Origin of the sequence: Chitinophaga sp. HK235 (assembly GCF_018255755.1) — a bacterium.
Classification (GTDB): domain Bacteria; phylum Bacteroidota; class Bacteroidia; order Chitinophagales; family Chitinophagaceae; genus Chitinophaga.
Map to the genome: position 1 here is coordinate 856,223 of NZ_CP073766.1, position 15,032 is coordinate 871,254.

Sequence of the window (15,032 nt, forward strand, 5' to 3'; positions counted from 1 at the left end):
GATATATTCCCGCGGCTTTTTTATAGGCTAAATAAAAAAGACTACATAATAATGACCGTTTTGCCTTTTGCTTTCCCTTGCCGGCTGGCGGCAATAGCATCTGGCACCTGTTCCAGCCTGATTTTATTTTCTACCGGAACCTTTATCTGTCCCTGGTCGATAAGACGGGACAGCTTGTCCAGCGCAGCAGGACCACCTTCTGTTTCGAAGTTGCCTCCGTGCAGGTTCTTTGTTTTCAGCACTTCCTCATCGGCCACAAACAAAGTCGTGAAAGCTCCACCACCTGATTTTACGAGGTCAATGTTTTTCTCGAATCCTGCTTTATCACTGACCATGTCGATCAGTCCATTTATGCCTTCGGGGAACTTTGATTTCACCTGTTCGGCCAGGGGTGCTTTTTTATAGTTGACCGTAGTGAAAGCGCCCAGCTCATGCATCCTTTTGGCTTCAATGTCGTCTGCAACAGTCGCAATCACTTTGAGGCCCAGTGATGCAGCTATCTGCGTGGCAAAAGAACCTACGCCACCTGTAGCCCCATTGATCAGCAGTGTATCGCCTTTCTGCAACTTCAGTTTTTCTATCAGTTGCAGCGCAGTCATACCGGATGTGGGCACCGCAGCGGCTTCTTCCGGACTAATACGCATAGGCGCCATTGTGAGACCTGATTTCTCCGGTACAATAGCATACTCTGCATAAGATCCTTCTCCAATGGGCATATGAATGAATTGGCCGTATACCAGGTCTCCCTTTTTAAAACGGGTGACTCCTTCTCCTACTTCGTCAATAATACCGGCGCCGTCTACTCCCATGATCAGGGGAAACTGATGAGGCGTTTTTCCATTGTCCATGATACCATCCACCATCTTCCAATCGAAGGGATTGATTCCGGCGGCCTGTACTTTGATGATAACAGCTCCCGGCCTGATTTCCGGCCTGGGCAAATCCATTACTGTTGGGGTACCTTTAAATTCAGATACGGCTACGGCTTTCATATAGTTAGTATTTAATGTCAAATGAATGGGTTACAATCGGGGGTCCACCGGTTCACTTTCCAATGCTAATATACCAAAAACACACTGATGCACCGCTTGCAGTGGCTCCTTGCCTACAAAGCGCTCCAGGCTTTCCATTCCCAATGCAAACTCACGGAGGGCCAGTGAGCGTTTGGCGCCTAGTCCTCTGGAACGCAGGCGTGTGAGGTTTTCCGGCGCATCATATTCCGGTCCGTAAATGATGCGGAGATAATTTTTACCTCTCACTTTTACTGCAGGCTGTATGAGCCCTTTGGCGTCCGAAGATAAGAAAGTATATGGTTTGATGACCATCCCTTCCCCTCCTGCCGCAGTAAGGTTTGCCCACCATTGAATAACGGCCTGTTCACTTTCAGCATCTCCGATTTCCACGGTATGGTAAGTAGTGGCCAGCAGCACAGCCGGATCGGCCTCACAGATCTTTTTGATGGCCGTCATATGCCAATCATGATCTTTATCGAAATAGGTCTTGCCTTCTGTAGCCAGGATATGGAAAGGTGCAAGCTTATAGTCTTCCAGTTTTTCCACCGGCCAGCAATATTGCCTATAGGCCGATACGTAGTCTGTTACCTGTGCATGGCGGTTACGATACTTTTCCAATAACAGTTCAGCAGGTACATTGTTGCGGACAGCCTGTTCCAGTGCAGCCGTTACTGCCGGCAAGGCCTGACTGGCAGCGGTGCCTACTGCCGCATACTGGTGCTGCAGCAATGCCTGGGCTTTAGCACTCCAGGGCATCAGCTCACAATCCAGACAAACCCAGTCTGTCTGATAGGAATCATAAAACCCGGACTGCTCCAATGCAGCATTGATACGGGCTATGAACAACTGTTCCAGCGCTTTGTCCGTGAAAAAACTACGGCCTGTACGGGTATATACCACACCGTTCCCTTCGCCTTCCACACCGAAACGCCGGCGGGCAGTATCTTCATTGCGGCACACTACTACAATTGCACGGGAACCCATATGTTTTTCCTCGCACACCACCTTGTTTATGCCGGCTTCACGGAAATATTCCAGGCCTCCGGCCGGATGTTCCAGTAAACCAGGCAGTTTCGATGTTTCCACCGGCGACATCGTTGGTGGCAGATAAATCAGCCACTTAGGGTTGATGGCAAACCGGCTCATCACTTCCAGCGCGGCAATACTGTTCTCTTCCCGGATTGTGATATTATGATTGTAACGGGTGCTGATAATACTTTTGCCGATAAAGTCAGTAATATCGAGCATGCCGTCATATTGTTGCGAGGCACTGAGCCTGCTGTCTGCATTATAACCGATAGGTCTTGCCGGTACAGCATATTGCTGTATAGCAGGTACAGACACCAGTTCTTTTTCCGGATAACGCAGGGCAGTCAGTTTACCTCCAAACACACATCCTGTATCGATATCAATGGTGCGGTTCAGCCACTGAGCTTCCGGCACAGGCGTGTGGCCATATACTACCATGGCCTTCCCTTTATATTCCAGTGCCCAGTTGTAACGTACAGGCAATCCGAATTCATCTGTTTCGCCGGTGGTTTCACCATACAAACAAAACTCACGTACGGCACCAGAGCCGCGGCCCTGCATATTTTCCTTCAGCCCGGCATGTGCTACCACCAGCTTGCCGTCGTCCAGCACATAGTGGCTGATCAGGCCATCGATGAAGGACTTTATCGCTTCCAGGAACTCCGGCGGTTCTGCGCCCAGCTGTTCTACTGTCTTTTCCAGTCCGTGCCGCAAATGTACCTGCCTTCCGTTGAGCCAGCGCAGCAGTTTGGCGTCGTGGTTGCCCGGCACACATAATGCCGATCCGTTATTCACCATGTTCATCACCAGCCGCAACACCTGCGGGGAGGCAGGCCCTCTGTCTACCAGATCACCTACAAACAGTGGCTTACGTGTGCGCGTATAGCCGTTGGCGTCAGTCGTCTGCGGAGCACTGATCAGCTCTGCATGTTCCTTATCGATCACATAGCCCAGTTTCTCCAGCAGCATGTACAGTTCGTCATAACAGCCATGCACATCGCCAATGATATCGAAAGGACCATGCTCATCTTTTTTGTTATTGTATAACGGGGTGCGAATGATGGATTCCAGTATACCCGCTTCTTCTTCCGAGCGTATTTCATAGACCTGGCGGAAGCCCTCTTCCCTCAGATTACGCAAGTCTCTTTTCAGCTGGCTGATCTGCTGCGGGATTACATGTTTACCGAAGTTGCGGTCCGGCCGCGTCTCATTCCTGGCCTGACATACTTCATGCGGCATATTGAGAACGATGGCCACGGGTAGCACATGGTATTCCCTGGCCAATTTTATCCAGTCTTTGCGGCTTTCCGGCTGTACGTTGGTAGCGTCTATAACGGTAAGCAGCCCGTGTTTCAGGCGTTTGGCTGCCATAAAACGGGCCAACTCAAATGCGTCTGCAGAAACAGCCTGGTTATTTTCATCATCACTTACCAATCCCCGGCAGACATCCGAGGAGATAATTTCAGTCGCTTTAAAATACTTCCGGGCAAAAGTGGACTTGCCGGAGCCAGAAGGCCCCACCAGCAATACCAGTGATAACTCCGGAATTGAAATATGGGATAGTTTATTGTTTCTTGCCATAAAATTCTTCTCTGATCTTAATAAGCAGTTGTTCTGTATCTGCCGGATCAGGACGTTCCGGCAGATCAGCTACTGCATACCATGCTTGTATTTTTTCCAGTTTCTCTGTTGCCATCTGCAACAGTGTATCGTAGGTAAAGGCTCCATTGCGTATACTCAACAGGAAATCACGGTCCTGACGGTATACCCTCACTTCCTTATAACGTGCAATTTCTTCCGCCATTTCCAATAGCCGGAAAGTATGCATCATATGTTTGCTGTCATAGTCTGCTCCCAGCTGCTGATTGTGCTGGTATCGTGCTTCGTTGCGGTTCTCCACCCAATCCCAGTAAGCTGCAAACTCTTTACAGTACACCGTATATCCGTCTTTGTTAAAATGCATGATAGCGGCAGGTTCCGTGCCGGTCGGGATAGCACTCAACTGCACGTCATTGGCCTGTTCACCTGAGAATATGCCTTTAAAAGATACAGGGGTGGTAAACTGTTGCCGGTAAAACAAGGCGTATGCATCACGAAAGTGGTCTATTCGGGAGAGCCCACAATCCTGTTGCTGTATCTGGTGTTGTTCCAACCATACCTTCATCGGCACGCTATGACTGCCCTGCACTGCATAACAGAATTCAAGGATGTCTTTTCTGACTTCCGGGAATGACTGATTGATTTTTTTGTTGAGCCCCTTAGCCCTTTTGATCTGCGTTTTAGCGTAACCAGCAAAGGTTTCCAGACAGAGGCGGGACAAAAAATCTTCCGGTCGTACCAACTGCATCAGCGGATGTCGGTACAACTGATTATCAGCATGAGTGCTAAGCAGCTCCAGGATGTTGGGATTGTTCTTTTCCAACAGTTCCAGAAAACGTCTTACCTCAAAATAAACTTCATCGTTAGTAGCATTGGCCACCTGATCTGTATAGGTCATACCATACAGTTCCTGCTGAGGCAGTATAAATATACCTTTCAGGTCTGTGTCAGAAGTGGGCGTATGCAGGTTGTAAGCTCTGCTGCCGCTCACACATTCCAGCAGGAGGTATTGCCTTTGTTGTTTCAGTGTCTCAAATGTCATCATGCTGCTGCAATTGAAAATAAAGCCAGCTGACTGGGCGCTCCTACGGCTTCATCATAATCTCCCAAAGGTTTGAATACAACGGTATATCCAAACTGTGTGGCCACCTTGTTGGCCCAGGATTCAAATTCTGCCCTGGTCCACTCAAAGCGGTGGTCTTTATGCCGGAAAGCACCTGCGGAAAGCGCTTCATATTTAACATTATACTCAGCGTTTACAGTCGTGATAATCACGAGTTGTGGACGGGCATATTCAAATACTACTTTTTCCAGTACAGCCAACCTGGGCATATCGAGGTGTTCGATCACTTCTACCAAAGTAGCTGCTTCAAAGCCTGATAAACGTTTGTCTTTATATGCCAGGGAACCCTGGATCAGTCCAATCCGCTTCTTTTGTAATTCCGGCAGGCGGTCCAGCTTTAGTTTCTCCCTGGCTATTTCCAGCGCATGATAACTAACGTCCATCCCAAGGATACGGCTAAAGGCACTCTTTTCCATCAGCAGTTTCAGTAACTTGCCTTCACCACATCCCATATCTGCCACGGAAGAAACGTTATGTTCCAGCAGCAGGTCCCGTACAGTCTGCAGCCGCAGATCGTGCAGGCGGATTTTTTCGGCCGGCAGCCTTTCCGGTTCGGGCACATCCTCATCTTTCATAATGATGCTGAGTGCCTGACGGGTAAGTGGGCCCAGGTGTTTGAGGTAACGACGCGTAATCAGCTCCCTGGCCGGATGGTTTTCCAGCCACTCACGGCCTTTCTCCATGAGCTTCTCTATTTCATGCTCTCCTACAAAATAATGTTTATCGTTATCACATACCGGCATCAGTACATACAACTGTGACAGCAGCAGGCGTAGTGGCAGGGTATGCTTCAGGGTCACCTGAAAGTAACGGCTCTGTCCCCAGGCGGGGTATTGTGTATCCAACGGAAAAGACTGTACGCTTACTTCATAGCCCAGCGGTTCAAACAGGTTACGGAGCAAAGGCTCTCCGCCATTTACCGGCAATACCGACAACGACACTTCAAAAGGAAATGCTATTTCTACCAGTTCGGGCTTGTCTTTACAACGGCCATTCATCGCGGAGGAAAAAGCCTGGGATATGGCCGCACTCATAAAGGATGATGCCACATAAGGCCGGTCATTTACATAAGGTTCCAGGGCAAAGTCATTACTCCCCGGGCCGCTTTTACGGGTAAGCTTCACCGGGTCCAGGTCGAGCAATAAGGCTGCCGTGCACTTTTCTTCCGTTGCTTCCGGATAAAAAACATGGGCATCACCAGCAGTAAAAGGAAACGTTTGAACCTTAGCGGGGTGTTTATGCAATAAATAGCCAAGGTCTGTGGCGGGGTAACGTGTAGTGGTAATAGTTAATAACATAGGTTCATCTGTACGTCATAAAATTATCCGAAGATAATATTTTCTGCTGTTCCCGCCCAATGCGGCTGAAAAATGAGCCATAGCCACGAATGAATTTGAAAATACAATTTAGTCTACTATATTTGTAGACTTACCAATATTCCATCGACCCTTTAAAATCTTACATTATGTCCAGGAAGTTACATTTTGAAACATTACAGGTTCACGCAGGATATAACCCCGACCCTACCACCAAATCGGCTGCGGTACCTATTTACCAGACAACATCCTATACTTTTGACAATGCAGAGCATGCGGCAGATTTGTTTGAGCTGAAGCAGTTTGGCAACATCTACACCCGCATTATGAATCCTACCACTGATGTGTTTGAAAAAAGGGTGGCTGCACTGGAAGGCGGCGTAGGTGCACTGGCAGTAGCTTCCGGACAGGCGGCTCAATTTATTGCCCTTCATAATATCCTGCTGCCGGGAGACAACTTTGTAACATCGTCTTATCTCTATGGCGGCACCTACAATCAGTTTAAGGTAAGCTTTAAAAGGATCGGTGTGGAAGCGCGTTTTGCAGACCTCGACAACCTGGAAACCTTCGAAAAACAAATCGATGAAAATACCAAAGCTATTTATGTAGAAACCATCGGCAACCCTGGCTTCGCTATCCCTGATTTCGAAAAACTGAGTGCTATTGCCCGCAAACATGACCTGCCACTGGTTGTAGACAATACCTTCGGGGCTGCCGGATATCTGAGCCGTCCGCTGGACCACGGCGCCAACGTTGTAGTACAGGCAGCTACCAAATGGATAGGCGGACATGGCACCAGCATTGGCGGTGTGATTGTTGACGGTGGTAATTACAACTGGGGCAATGGTAAGTTCAAACAGTTCAGTGAGCCGGATGATGCTTATCACGGCATGAAGTTCTGGGAAGTATTTGGCAGCCATAGTCCATTCGGCAACATTGCCTATATCATCCGCGCCCGTGTGACCGGCCTTCGCAGCTGGGGCCCTGCACTGGCTCCGCAGAACTCCTTCCTCTTCCTGCAGGGCCTGGAAAGCCTCTCTCTGCGTGTACAACGGACGGTGGACAATGCCCTTCACCTGGCCCAGTGGCTGCAAGAGCAACCACAGGTAGAATATGTGAACTATCCCGGTCTGCCAGACAACAAATACCACAACCTGGCTAAAAAATACCTGCAGAACGGCTTTGGTGGCGTGCTGAGCTTCAAAATAAAAGGAGGCAAGGAAGCAGCGGATAAATTCGTACAGTCGTTACAGTTAATCTACCACCTGGCTAACGTAGGCGACAGTAAAACACTCATCATTCACCCGGCTACCACTACCCACTCGCAGCTCAGTGAACAGGAACAAAAAGCAGCCGGCGTAGAACCAGGCCTGCTCAGGATTTCCCTGGGAGTGGAACATATAGAAGATATTAAAGAAGATATCAGACAGGCGTTTAGTGCGTAATATTGTCCCAGGGCTGAAGCCCTGGGCTATCTTGCTAAAGCCCAGGGTTATCTTGCCTGAGCCTTGGGCTATTTTTTGCAAGCATTGCTAATCTCCTTTCCCTAGTTTGATCTTTACTTTGCCATCACTACCCGACACAGCATGAAGGCGGATAATGATTCCCCGCCGGCTTCTGCGTCGTTTTTCTTCCTTATCTGTGATGCCCGAATCCTTTGCCGGGTTACGCAAAGGAATTTCCATATTGATATTTGTGCCTCCTGCAAAACCATAAACGCCGTTGAGGTCTATATTGACTACACTGGAGGCTATACGCATGGGAGGAATATTAATTTTAGTCCCCTGCAATTGCAGGGTATTGCTGAGGTTTTCAAATGTAACGCTGTCGAGGCGACGGCGGCGGAACAGAAAATTACCGATATCTTCCAGCGGCCCGAAATTAAGCAGGGCGCCATTTTTCAGATTGAAGTTGACTGTACCGAACAGTGAATGTTTAACCAGATTTCCATTGTCGAGTACATTTCCTTTGATGTCTGCTTTAGCAGATACAATACCTCTGAGGTTCTCTGACTTCAGAGCAGACTGGCCAAAGTTATCAAAAGCATAAAACAGCTGTGCAATGCGGACGTTGGCGATATTAGCATTTACTTTGAAAGTATTGTTCACACCTTGCTGATGCACACTACCGGACACCTGGGCGGTACCACCTGCATGCTGGAAGGCCATTTTATGCAACAACAGATCTGATGCCGTCAGTGACAGGACGGCCGACACGCGCTGGGCCGTAAAATGCTGAAACACCACTTTATCCAGCAGTACGTCCATCCTCACATTACTGGCTGCCAGCACTTTGTCCAGCTGTTTGCCCACACGGCTGAGCTCCTGGGCTTTCTGATGAGGATCAGGTACCTTTCCTTTCTTACGGGCACCCAGAAAACTCGTAAACTCGTTCAGGTCTACCAATGCACTTCTGATTTTCCAGTCCAGCTCTATTTTCTCCGGCGCGGCGAAGTACAGGTTGAGTAAATTACGAACTGTTCCTTCCATTTGAAGGGCACTTTTCTGCGATTGTAACCGTACATTTTGTACCAGCAGATCCTGACCTGTGAACTGCAGCGTGGCGCTACAGTCATGGAACGTAAGGTCACGTGGCAGATAGGTAAAACCACCATTCTGTATTTTAACCACCCCTTGTAGCGAAGAAGGGGTATTATCATTTTTCAGTACTGGCCCGGTATAGTTAAGATCGGCCGTGGCAGTGCCTTCCCTGAATTCAAGCGGCACATCTCCTGCTGCCGTATTAAGATGGGACAGCGGAAACGCAGATTCGAAATGTCCATGTAACAGCGGCTGTTTAAGGTTCACCACACGAATAGTGTCTGCCTTCAGGGGTATTCTCCCCAGTGATGCCTGCAGCTGGAATATATTAACTGCGGAGTTTTCATCACTATGTCCGGCGCCCGGTATCACCTCATTGTTGAACCGCCCGGTAAAACTACAGTTCTCCCATTCTCCCATATCAGTGACCAAAGTATTGCGGGAGGTTTTCCAGGTCACCACCACATGCGGGGTATCCCGGTATTTCATATGTCCCTGCAGGGTAGCTTCAGCATCCAGCGGAGCTGTCAGCTGGATGTTGGCGAGTTTACCGGAGATGTTGGGAGACAGCCAGGAGGAGGCGTCCTTCAGCAATACCTGATTGGCGTTGATTCTGAGGAAGAATGGTGGTGGCTTCTCAGAAAAGTCAAAGGTTCCTGCAATCTGTACGGGGGTGGCATCTATCTTTATCTCTTGTTGGGGTACAATCAGCTGTTTGGTAGCCTTTTTATAAAACAGTGAGAGATTTAGTCTGAGGGTTTTATTTTTCAGGTAACTCCCTTTGTTGGTATTAAAGGCAAAATCCCTTGCTTCCATCCGGGAACGCATGTCCAGGTGCGTACCAGAATCGGTACTGTTGAGCCGGCCGTACATTTCCTGGATGTCGAGCTGGAAAAGTTTAAACTTCTGCCGGTTGTCTATTACGAAAGTAATGTGCGCTATGGAGAAGCGGTGGATATTAGCCTCCTGTGATCCGCCTTTCTTTTTACCGGCATTACCTGTCAGCACAGCAGTATTGCTGTATCCTGTACTGTCTGTATACAGGTAAATGATACCTTTTTCGAGAGAGACTTCTTTTACATCTACGTGCTTGCGTAACAGTGATAACGTATTCACCCGTACGAAAATATAATCCAGGTCAATCAGCGCATGATGATGCTGTTGCCAGAGACTATCATGCAGTTCTACTCTTTTAAGCGCCAGGGATACATTGGGAAAACTTCTGAAGAAGGAGGGTTCCATATCTCCAATGGAAAACTCTCCGTTGATGTTCTCATTCAGCTGATCTGTAATCTGCCGGAGGAAGGTAGTTTTGTTGGCTTTCATGTACCAGGCCAGTCCAAGTAACAAAACAATGACCAGTGCAATGAGGCTTCCCGCTGTAATCAACATGACCTTTAGCCATTTACGCATGTAGTGGAAGTTTTAATGCTATAACAGTCAAATACTTAAACAGTTTACGAAATTTCTCTGATTTATGACGCGTGGGAGCTGAGTGCTTTGCACTATGGCATAAAAAAAACAGCGAAGAGATATCTCTTCGCTGTTTATATAAAACATCCTTAATTGAAAAATGCTGCTGTTAATCGTCCAGTTTGAGTACCGCGAGAAACGCTTCCTGTGGTACTTCCACGTTTCCGATCTGACGCATACGTTTTTTACCTTCTTTCTGTTTCTCGAGCAGTTTACGTTTACGGGAGATGTCACCACCGTAACATTTGGCGGTAACGTCTTTACGCATAGCGCTGATGTTTTCACGGGCAACGATCTTAGCACCGATAGCTGCCTGAATAGCGATGAGGAACTGCTGGCGTGGCAGCAGGTCTTTCAGTTTTTCGCACAGCTTGCGACCGAAGTCCTGCGCTCTGCTGCGGTGGATCAGGGCGCTTAAGGCATCCACTTTATCACCGTTGAGGAGGATATCCATTTTCACGATATCGCTGTCGCGGAAACCGATCGGTGTGTAGTCGAAAGAGGCATAACCACGGGTCTGGCTCTTCAGTTTATCGTAGAAGTCGAAAACGATCTCTGTAAGCGGTAATTCAAACATGAGCTCTACGCGGGTGGTGGTGAGATAGCTCTGGTTAAGGAGAATACCACGTTTACCCAAACAGAGGGTCATAATGTTACCAATATATTCCGGTTTGGTGATGATCTGAGCACGGATGAATGGCTCTTCGATCCTCTCCATACGGGTAGGATCGGGCATTTCGCTCGGGTTGTTCACAATCACGACACCTTCGTTGGTAGTATGTGCAATGAAGCCTACGTTTGGAACGGTGGTAATAACGGTTTGATTAAACTCCCTTTCGAGGCGTTCCTGGATAATTTCCATGTGCAGCATTCCAAGGAATCCGCAACGGAAACCGAAGCCGAGTGCCTGAGATGTTTCCAGCTCATAGGTGAGGGAAGCGTCGTTCAGCTGGAGTTTGTCCATACATTCCCGCAGCTCTTCGAAGTCTTCGGTCACTACAGGGAAGATACCGGCAAATACCATTGGTTTTACTTCCTGGAATCCTTTGATACCTTCTACACAGGGGTTGGCCGCCAGGGTGATAGTATCACCCACCTTTACTTCCTTGGCGCTTTTGATGCCGGTGATGATATATCCTACATCGCCTACATTTACCTCTTTTCTGGGGTCCAGGCCCAGTTTGAGGATACCCACTTCATCTGCTTCATATTCTTCGCCGGTATTAACAAATTTGATTTTGTCGCCTTTTTTGATGGAGCCATTGTATATGCGGAAATATGCAATGATACCACGGAAAGAGTTGAACACGCTGTCGAAGATCAACGCCTGCAGCGGTGCATCCTGACTGCCTTTAGGGGCAGGGATGCGGGTAACAATCGCTTCCAGGATTTCTTCGATACCGATACCGGTTTTACCGGACGCCAGCAGGATATCTTCGTCTTTCACGCCGATCAGTTCGATGATCTGGTCTTTCACCTCTTCAATCATAGCACCTGGCATATCAATTTTATTGATAACAGGGATGATTTCCAGGTCATTTTCCAGGGCGAGGTAGAGGTTGGAGATAGTTTGCGCCTGGATACCCTGAGCAGCGTCTACCAGCAGCAGCGCACCTTCACAGGCAGCCAGTGCACGGGATACTTCATAGGAGAAGTCTACGTGGCCGGGGGTATCAATCAGGTTGAATGTATATTTTTCACCGTTTTTGGCGGTATAGTCCATTTGGATAGCGTGACTCTTGATGGTAATCCCCTTCTCACGTTCCAGGTCCATATCATCCAGTACCTGCGCCTGCATGTCACGGTCAGAGATGGTTTTGGTAAATTCCAATAATCGGTCGGCCAGGGTACTTTTACCGTGGTCAATATGGGCAATGATACAAAAATTGCGAATATTCTTCATATGTTGATTTACTGGTCTATTGGCGGTTAATTGTCCCCTTTAAACCTTTTACAGGGCGCAAAGGTATTGAAATTAGTTTATTAGTCAGCGGTTTCAAGCGATTATGTTTTGATAAACATGCTATATGCGGATTGTCAATTTTTCATATATTAGTATAAATCCCTTCCCAGGGGTTATTTTATTCACCTAAAAACAATAGTATGGACCTGAAAGCACAATTTGAACAAGCCGTAACCGACAGTAAAACCCTCTCTGAGAAACCGTCCAACGACATCCTACTGCAATTATACGCCCTTTACAAACAAGGTAGCATAGGAGATAACGATACCGAACCGCCTTCCAACCCCTTCGATTTTGTGGCTAAAGCCAAACATGAAGCCTGGGCAGCCCTGAAAGGGAAAACCCAGGAGTCGGCGATGCAGGATTATGTTGCCCTTGTAAAAGAGTTACAGCAAAGCCACTAACAACCGCTGATGTTATTTGATTTTTCTAATGCTCCTGATAAGCATCCATCTTCGCTCATCAGGAGCATCAGGAAAATCAGTAACGAGCACATTCAAATTAAAATTCAGCTACAAGGTTACTGCGTCGTAACATTATCATCAGGGTTTACGTCGGGCACCCAGGTGCTTCCCAGCGTTACCTTTTTAATCTTTTTGGGAGATGTGAACGACAGGTTTACTGTTTTATTTCCTTTTTCCCAGACTGCTATGCTTTTGTGCAGTTTAAGTGTTGTATTATCGTCGAAATAAACCGTTACATCTACCGGTACGGGTTTGGTTCCTTTGGAAAGAATACTGATGTCGCAATTCTGTCCTTTACGGGTAACCTTTTCGATCGCCAGGTCGGGGTAGCCACTATCAAAGAACCAGCTTTTCCAGAACCAGTTCAGGTTTTTACCGGATCCCGTGTTCATACAGTTAAAGAAATCATATGGCTGCGGATGTTTACCATTCCACAGGCTGATATAATGATGCAGCGCTTTCATGAACAGGCTGTCGCCCAGCATATCCTTTACATACAGATAACCCAGGCCCGGTTTGGGATAGGAGTTTGTCATGTAGGCATCTGTCAGCTGGTTGGACGGAGTCATGATAGGCACGTCCTGCAGTTTGCCGGCGATGTTGTTATAGTTGGACATACCGTAATTATCCACGATGGTAGAGTCTATCATGGGTGAGATGATCCATTCCCCGATCGTTGCCCAACCTTCGTCCATCCAGGCGTAGAGCGTTTCATTGGTACCCATGTAAAAAGGGAACATCGTATGAAAGATCTCATGGTCTGTCAGCTCTATGGCTGCGGCTTTATTGGCCACCGGGTTATCATTTACCATCATGGGATACTCCATTTGGTCGAGGCCGTCGAACACACTCACATGTGAATACGGGAAAGGCCATTTAGGGAACTGGTGGCTCATTTTATCCACGGTGGTCCGTGCGAAGTCAATGACCTCAAAATAGTCCAGGTGACTGGGATTAAAAGCCACATCTACCCTGCTCCGGCGTTTGGTGTTATGGTCCACCTCCACGCTGGCAGCCTTCCACAGGTAGTGGTTGCTGGTGGCAAAAGCAAAGTCCGGCACGTTGGCAGCCTCAAAGCGCCAGGTATTGACCGGATTGTTTTTTGAAATCTTTCCTTTGCGAAGATCTTCCTTGTCGATGATATCTATCACCTCGTTACTTTTTTCAGCGCGGGCAATGCGTTCCAGATAAGTATCGTTATATACTTCCTGCCCGTTTTTCAGATCACCGGTAGCCCATACCTGGTAATTGCCCGGCACGGTAATGGCTACCCGAAAATCGCTAAAGTCGTTGTAAAACTCGGTAACGCCGGTGTAGGGTATCATATCCCAGCCACAGATATCATCGTATACGGCTACACGCGGAAAGAAGTAGGCGATGAAGTAAGCACCGGTATCTACAGAGCCTGTACGGATATGTGTGTTCTCATTCAGTATGTAGGAGAAGTCAAGGGAGATGGAAGTCTGTTCACCGGGAGCCAGTTCATTGATGGATACAGGCATGTTGGTACCTACAATGGATGGAGCTGATTTCTGCACGCCTTTGACCTTGAAATTAGTGATGGACACTCCCTTGTGGAGGTCATCCGCCGTCACCACCATATTACGGACGGCGCCATGCTGGAAGAGGTTGGAGAACAACTTAAAGTTCAACATCCGCAAGGTATCCGGACTATTGTTGGTATAAACGATGGTTTCTGAGCCGGACACCTGGTTGGTAGCAGGTTCAAATTTCACCTGAATATCGTAACTGGCCTTATTCTGCCAGTATTTGGGGCCTGGGGCACCGCTTTCACTGCGGGTGTTTTTGTCATACGCCTGCCGGATGTTTCGCGGCATGAACAGGGATTGTGCGACCAGTTGTTGCCAGCCTCCCAGCAACAATAATAAAAGAATACGCTTTGTCTTCATAAATCAATCATAAATGCTCCTGTTGACAGGAAGCGGTCATGATTCAAAAGTAGGTATTTAGGCGCGTAAAAATATTTTTCAGCAGGCGTCATTCAACAATTAAAGATCAGTGTCCCGTCCGGGCGCTGTCTGCCTTGGCCTTTACTGCGGTGCTGTCCGGGCGGCGGGTGGCAGAGTCCTGCCCCATATAATAAGCTCCGGTGGTGTTTTTAACAACCACTACCCTCGGGGCCAGACTATGCCGTTTACCGGTGTAACTCGTTATCACACCTTGCTGTTCCATGTCTTTCATTGTTTTTTTATCAAAGAGATATTGAGGATGTTTTTCCGGGCGCAGTCCTTTGTCGAACTGAGCTTCAGCGCCCATAGCGGGAGCTGAATAAATCTTCCGGGAAATCTTCCGGGAGTTGTTGCAAGCCCATAGCAACACTAAAAGTAACCAGCTGTGTCTCATGCAAAAACGGATAATGGGGTGAGTATAGGTAGGGGGACAATGGGTACTTTTTTAACAAATGGGATTCATATCTGTTTATTATCCTAAAAAAACAGGTCAGATTTTGTAATTAGAGGAAGGTGCATTAAATTTAACTGATATTAATTGA

At 47.8% G+C, this 15,032-nt stretch carries 10 protein-coding genes; 2 read left to right on the forward strand and 8 right to left on the reverse strand.

Translation table 11 applies throughout. From position 1 onward, the window contains the following. Positions 1-41: 41 nt before the first annotated feature. From KD145_RS02770 to KD145_RS02785, 4 genes are read right to left on the reverse strand one after another with little or no spacing between them, the layout of a single operon-like run. Positions 42-992: an NADP-dependent oxidoreductase gene (locus KD145_RS02770; RefSeq protein WP_212004387.1), complete on the reverse strand. Its 951-nt coding sequence runs from the start codon at positions 990-992 to the stop codon at positions 42-44. A 30-nt stretch (positions 993-1,022) separates the two neighbouring features. Then, positions 1,023-3,623 carry a polynucleotide kinase-phosphatase gene (locus tag KD145_RS02775; protein ID WP_212004388.1) on the reverse strand — a complete coding sequence of 867 codons (2,601 nt, stop codon included), beginning with the start codon at positions 3,621-3,623 and terminating at the stop codon, positions 1,023-1,025. Then, positions 3,607-4,686 carry a DNA polymerase beta superfamily protein gene (locus tag KD145_RS02780; RefSeq protein ID WP_249219720.1) on the reverse strand — a complete coding sequence of 360 codons (1,080 nt, stop codon included), beginning with the start codon at positions 4,684-4,686 and terminating at the stop codon, positions 3,607-3,609. The genes KD145_RS02775 and KD145_RS02780 overlap by 17 nt, the downstream gene beginning before the upstream one ends. Further along, a complete protein-coding gene (locus KD145_RS02785) occupies positions 4,683-6,062 on the reverse strand; it encodes a 3' terminal RNA ribose 2'-O-methyltransferase Hen1 (RefSeq protein ID WP_212004389.1) in 1,380 nt (459 codons plus the stop codon). Before KD145_RS02785 ends, KD145_RS02780 begins: the two co-directional genes overlap by 4 nt. 167 nt (positions 6,063-6,229) lie before the next feature. Between KD145_RS02785 and KD145_RS02790 the strand changes: the two genes are divergently transcribed. Next, positions 6,230-7,525 carry an O-acetylhomoserine aminocarboxypropyltransferase/cysteine synthase family protein gene (locus KD145_RS02790; protein WP_212004390.1) on the forward strand — a complete coding sequence of 432 codons (1,296 nt, stop codon included), beginning with the start codon at positions 6,230-6,232 and terminating at the stop codon, positions 7,523-7,525. A gap of 87 nt (positions 7,526-7,612) precedes the next feature. Here KD145_RS02790 and KD145_RS02795 read toward each other — a convergent pair whose 3' ends face one another. Continuing rightward, on the reverse strand, positions 7,613-10,033 hold the full coding sequence (locus KD145_RS02795; protein ID WP_212004391.1) for an AsmA family protein: 2,421 nt from the start codon (positions 10,031-10,033) through the stop codon (positions 7,613-7,615). Positions 10,034-10,202: 169 nt separating this feature from the next. Then, positions 10,203-11,996 (reverse strand): translation elongation factor 4, encoded by a 1,794-nt coding sequence (lepA, locus tag KD145_RS02800; RefSeq protein ID WP_212004392.1) that lies wholly within the window; start codon positions 11,994-11,996, stop codon positions 10,203-10,205. Between the two features lie 200 nt (positions 11,997-12,196). Between lepA and KD145_RS02805 the strand changes: the two genes are divergently transcribed. After that, complete coding sequence (locus tag KD145_RS02805; protein ID WP_212004393.1) at positions 12,197-12,460, forward strand: acyl-CoA-binding protein; 264 nt, start codon at positions 12,197-12,199, stop codon at positions 12,458-12,460. A gap of 116 nt (positions 12,461-12,576) precedes the next feature. On the opposite strand, the gene KD145_RS02810 is transcribed toward KD145_RS02805, so the two are convergent. Together KD145_RS02810 and KD145_RS02815 are read right to left on the reverse strand one after the other, a co-directional pair. After that, entirely contained in the window at positions 12,577-14,430 is a 1,854-nt protein-coding gene (locus tag KD145_RS02810) for a M1 family metallopeptidase (protein WP_212004394.1), read from the reverse strand. A 106-nt stretch (positions 14,431-14,536) separates the two neighbouring features. Then, positions 14,537-14,884, reverse strand: a complete 348-nt coding sequence (locus KD145_RS02815) for a hypothetical protein (protein ID WP_212004395.1) — start codon at positions 14,882-14,884, stop codon at positions 14,537-14,539. Positions 14,885-15,032: the final 148 nt, after the last annotated feature.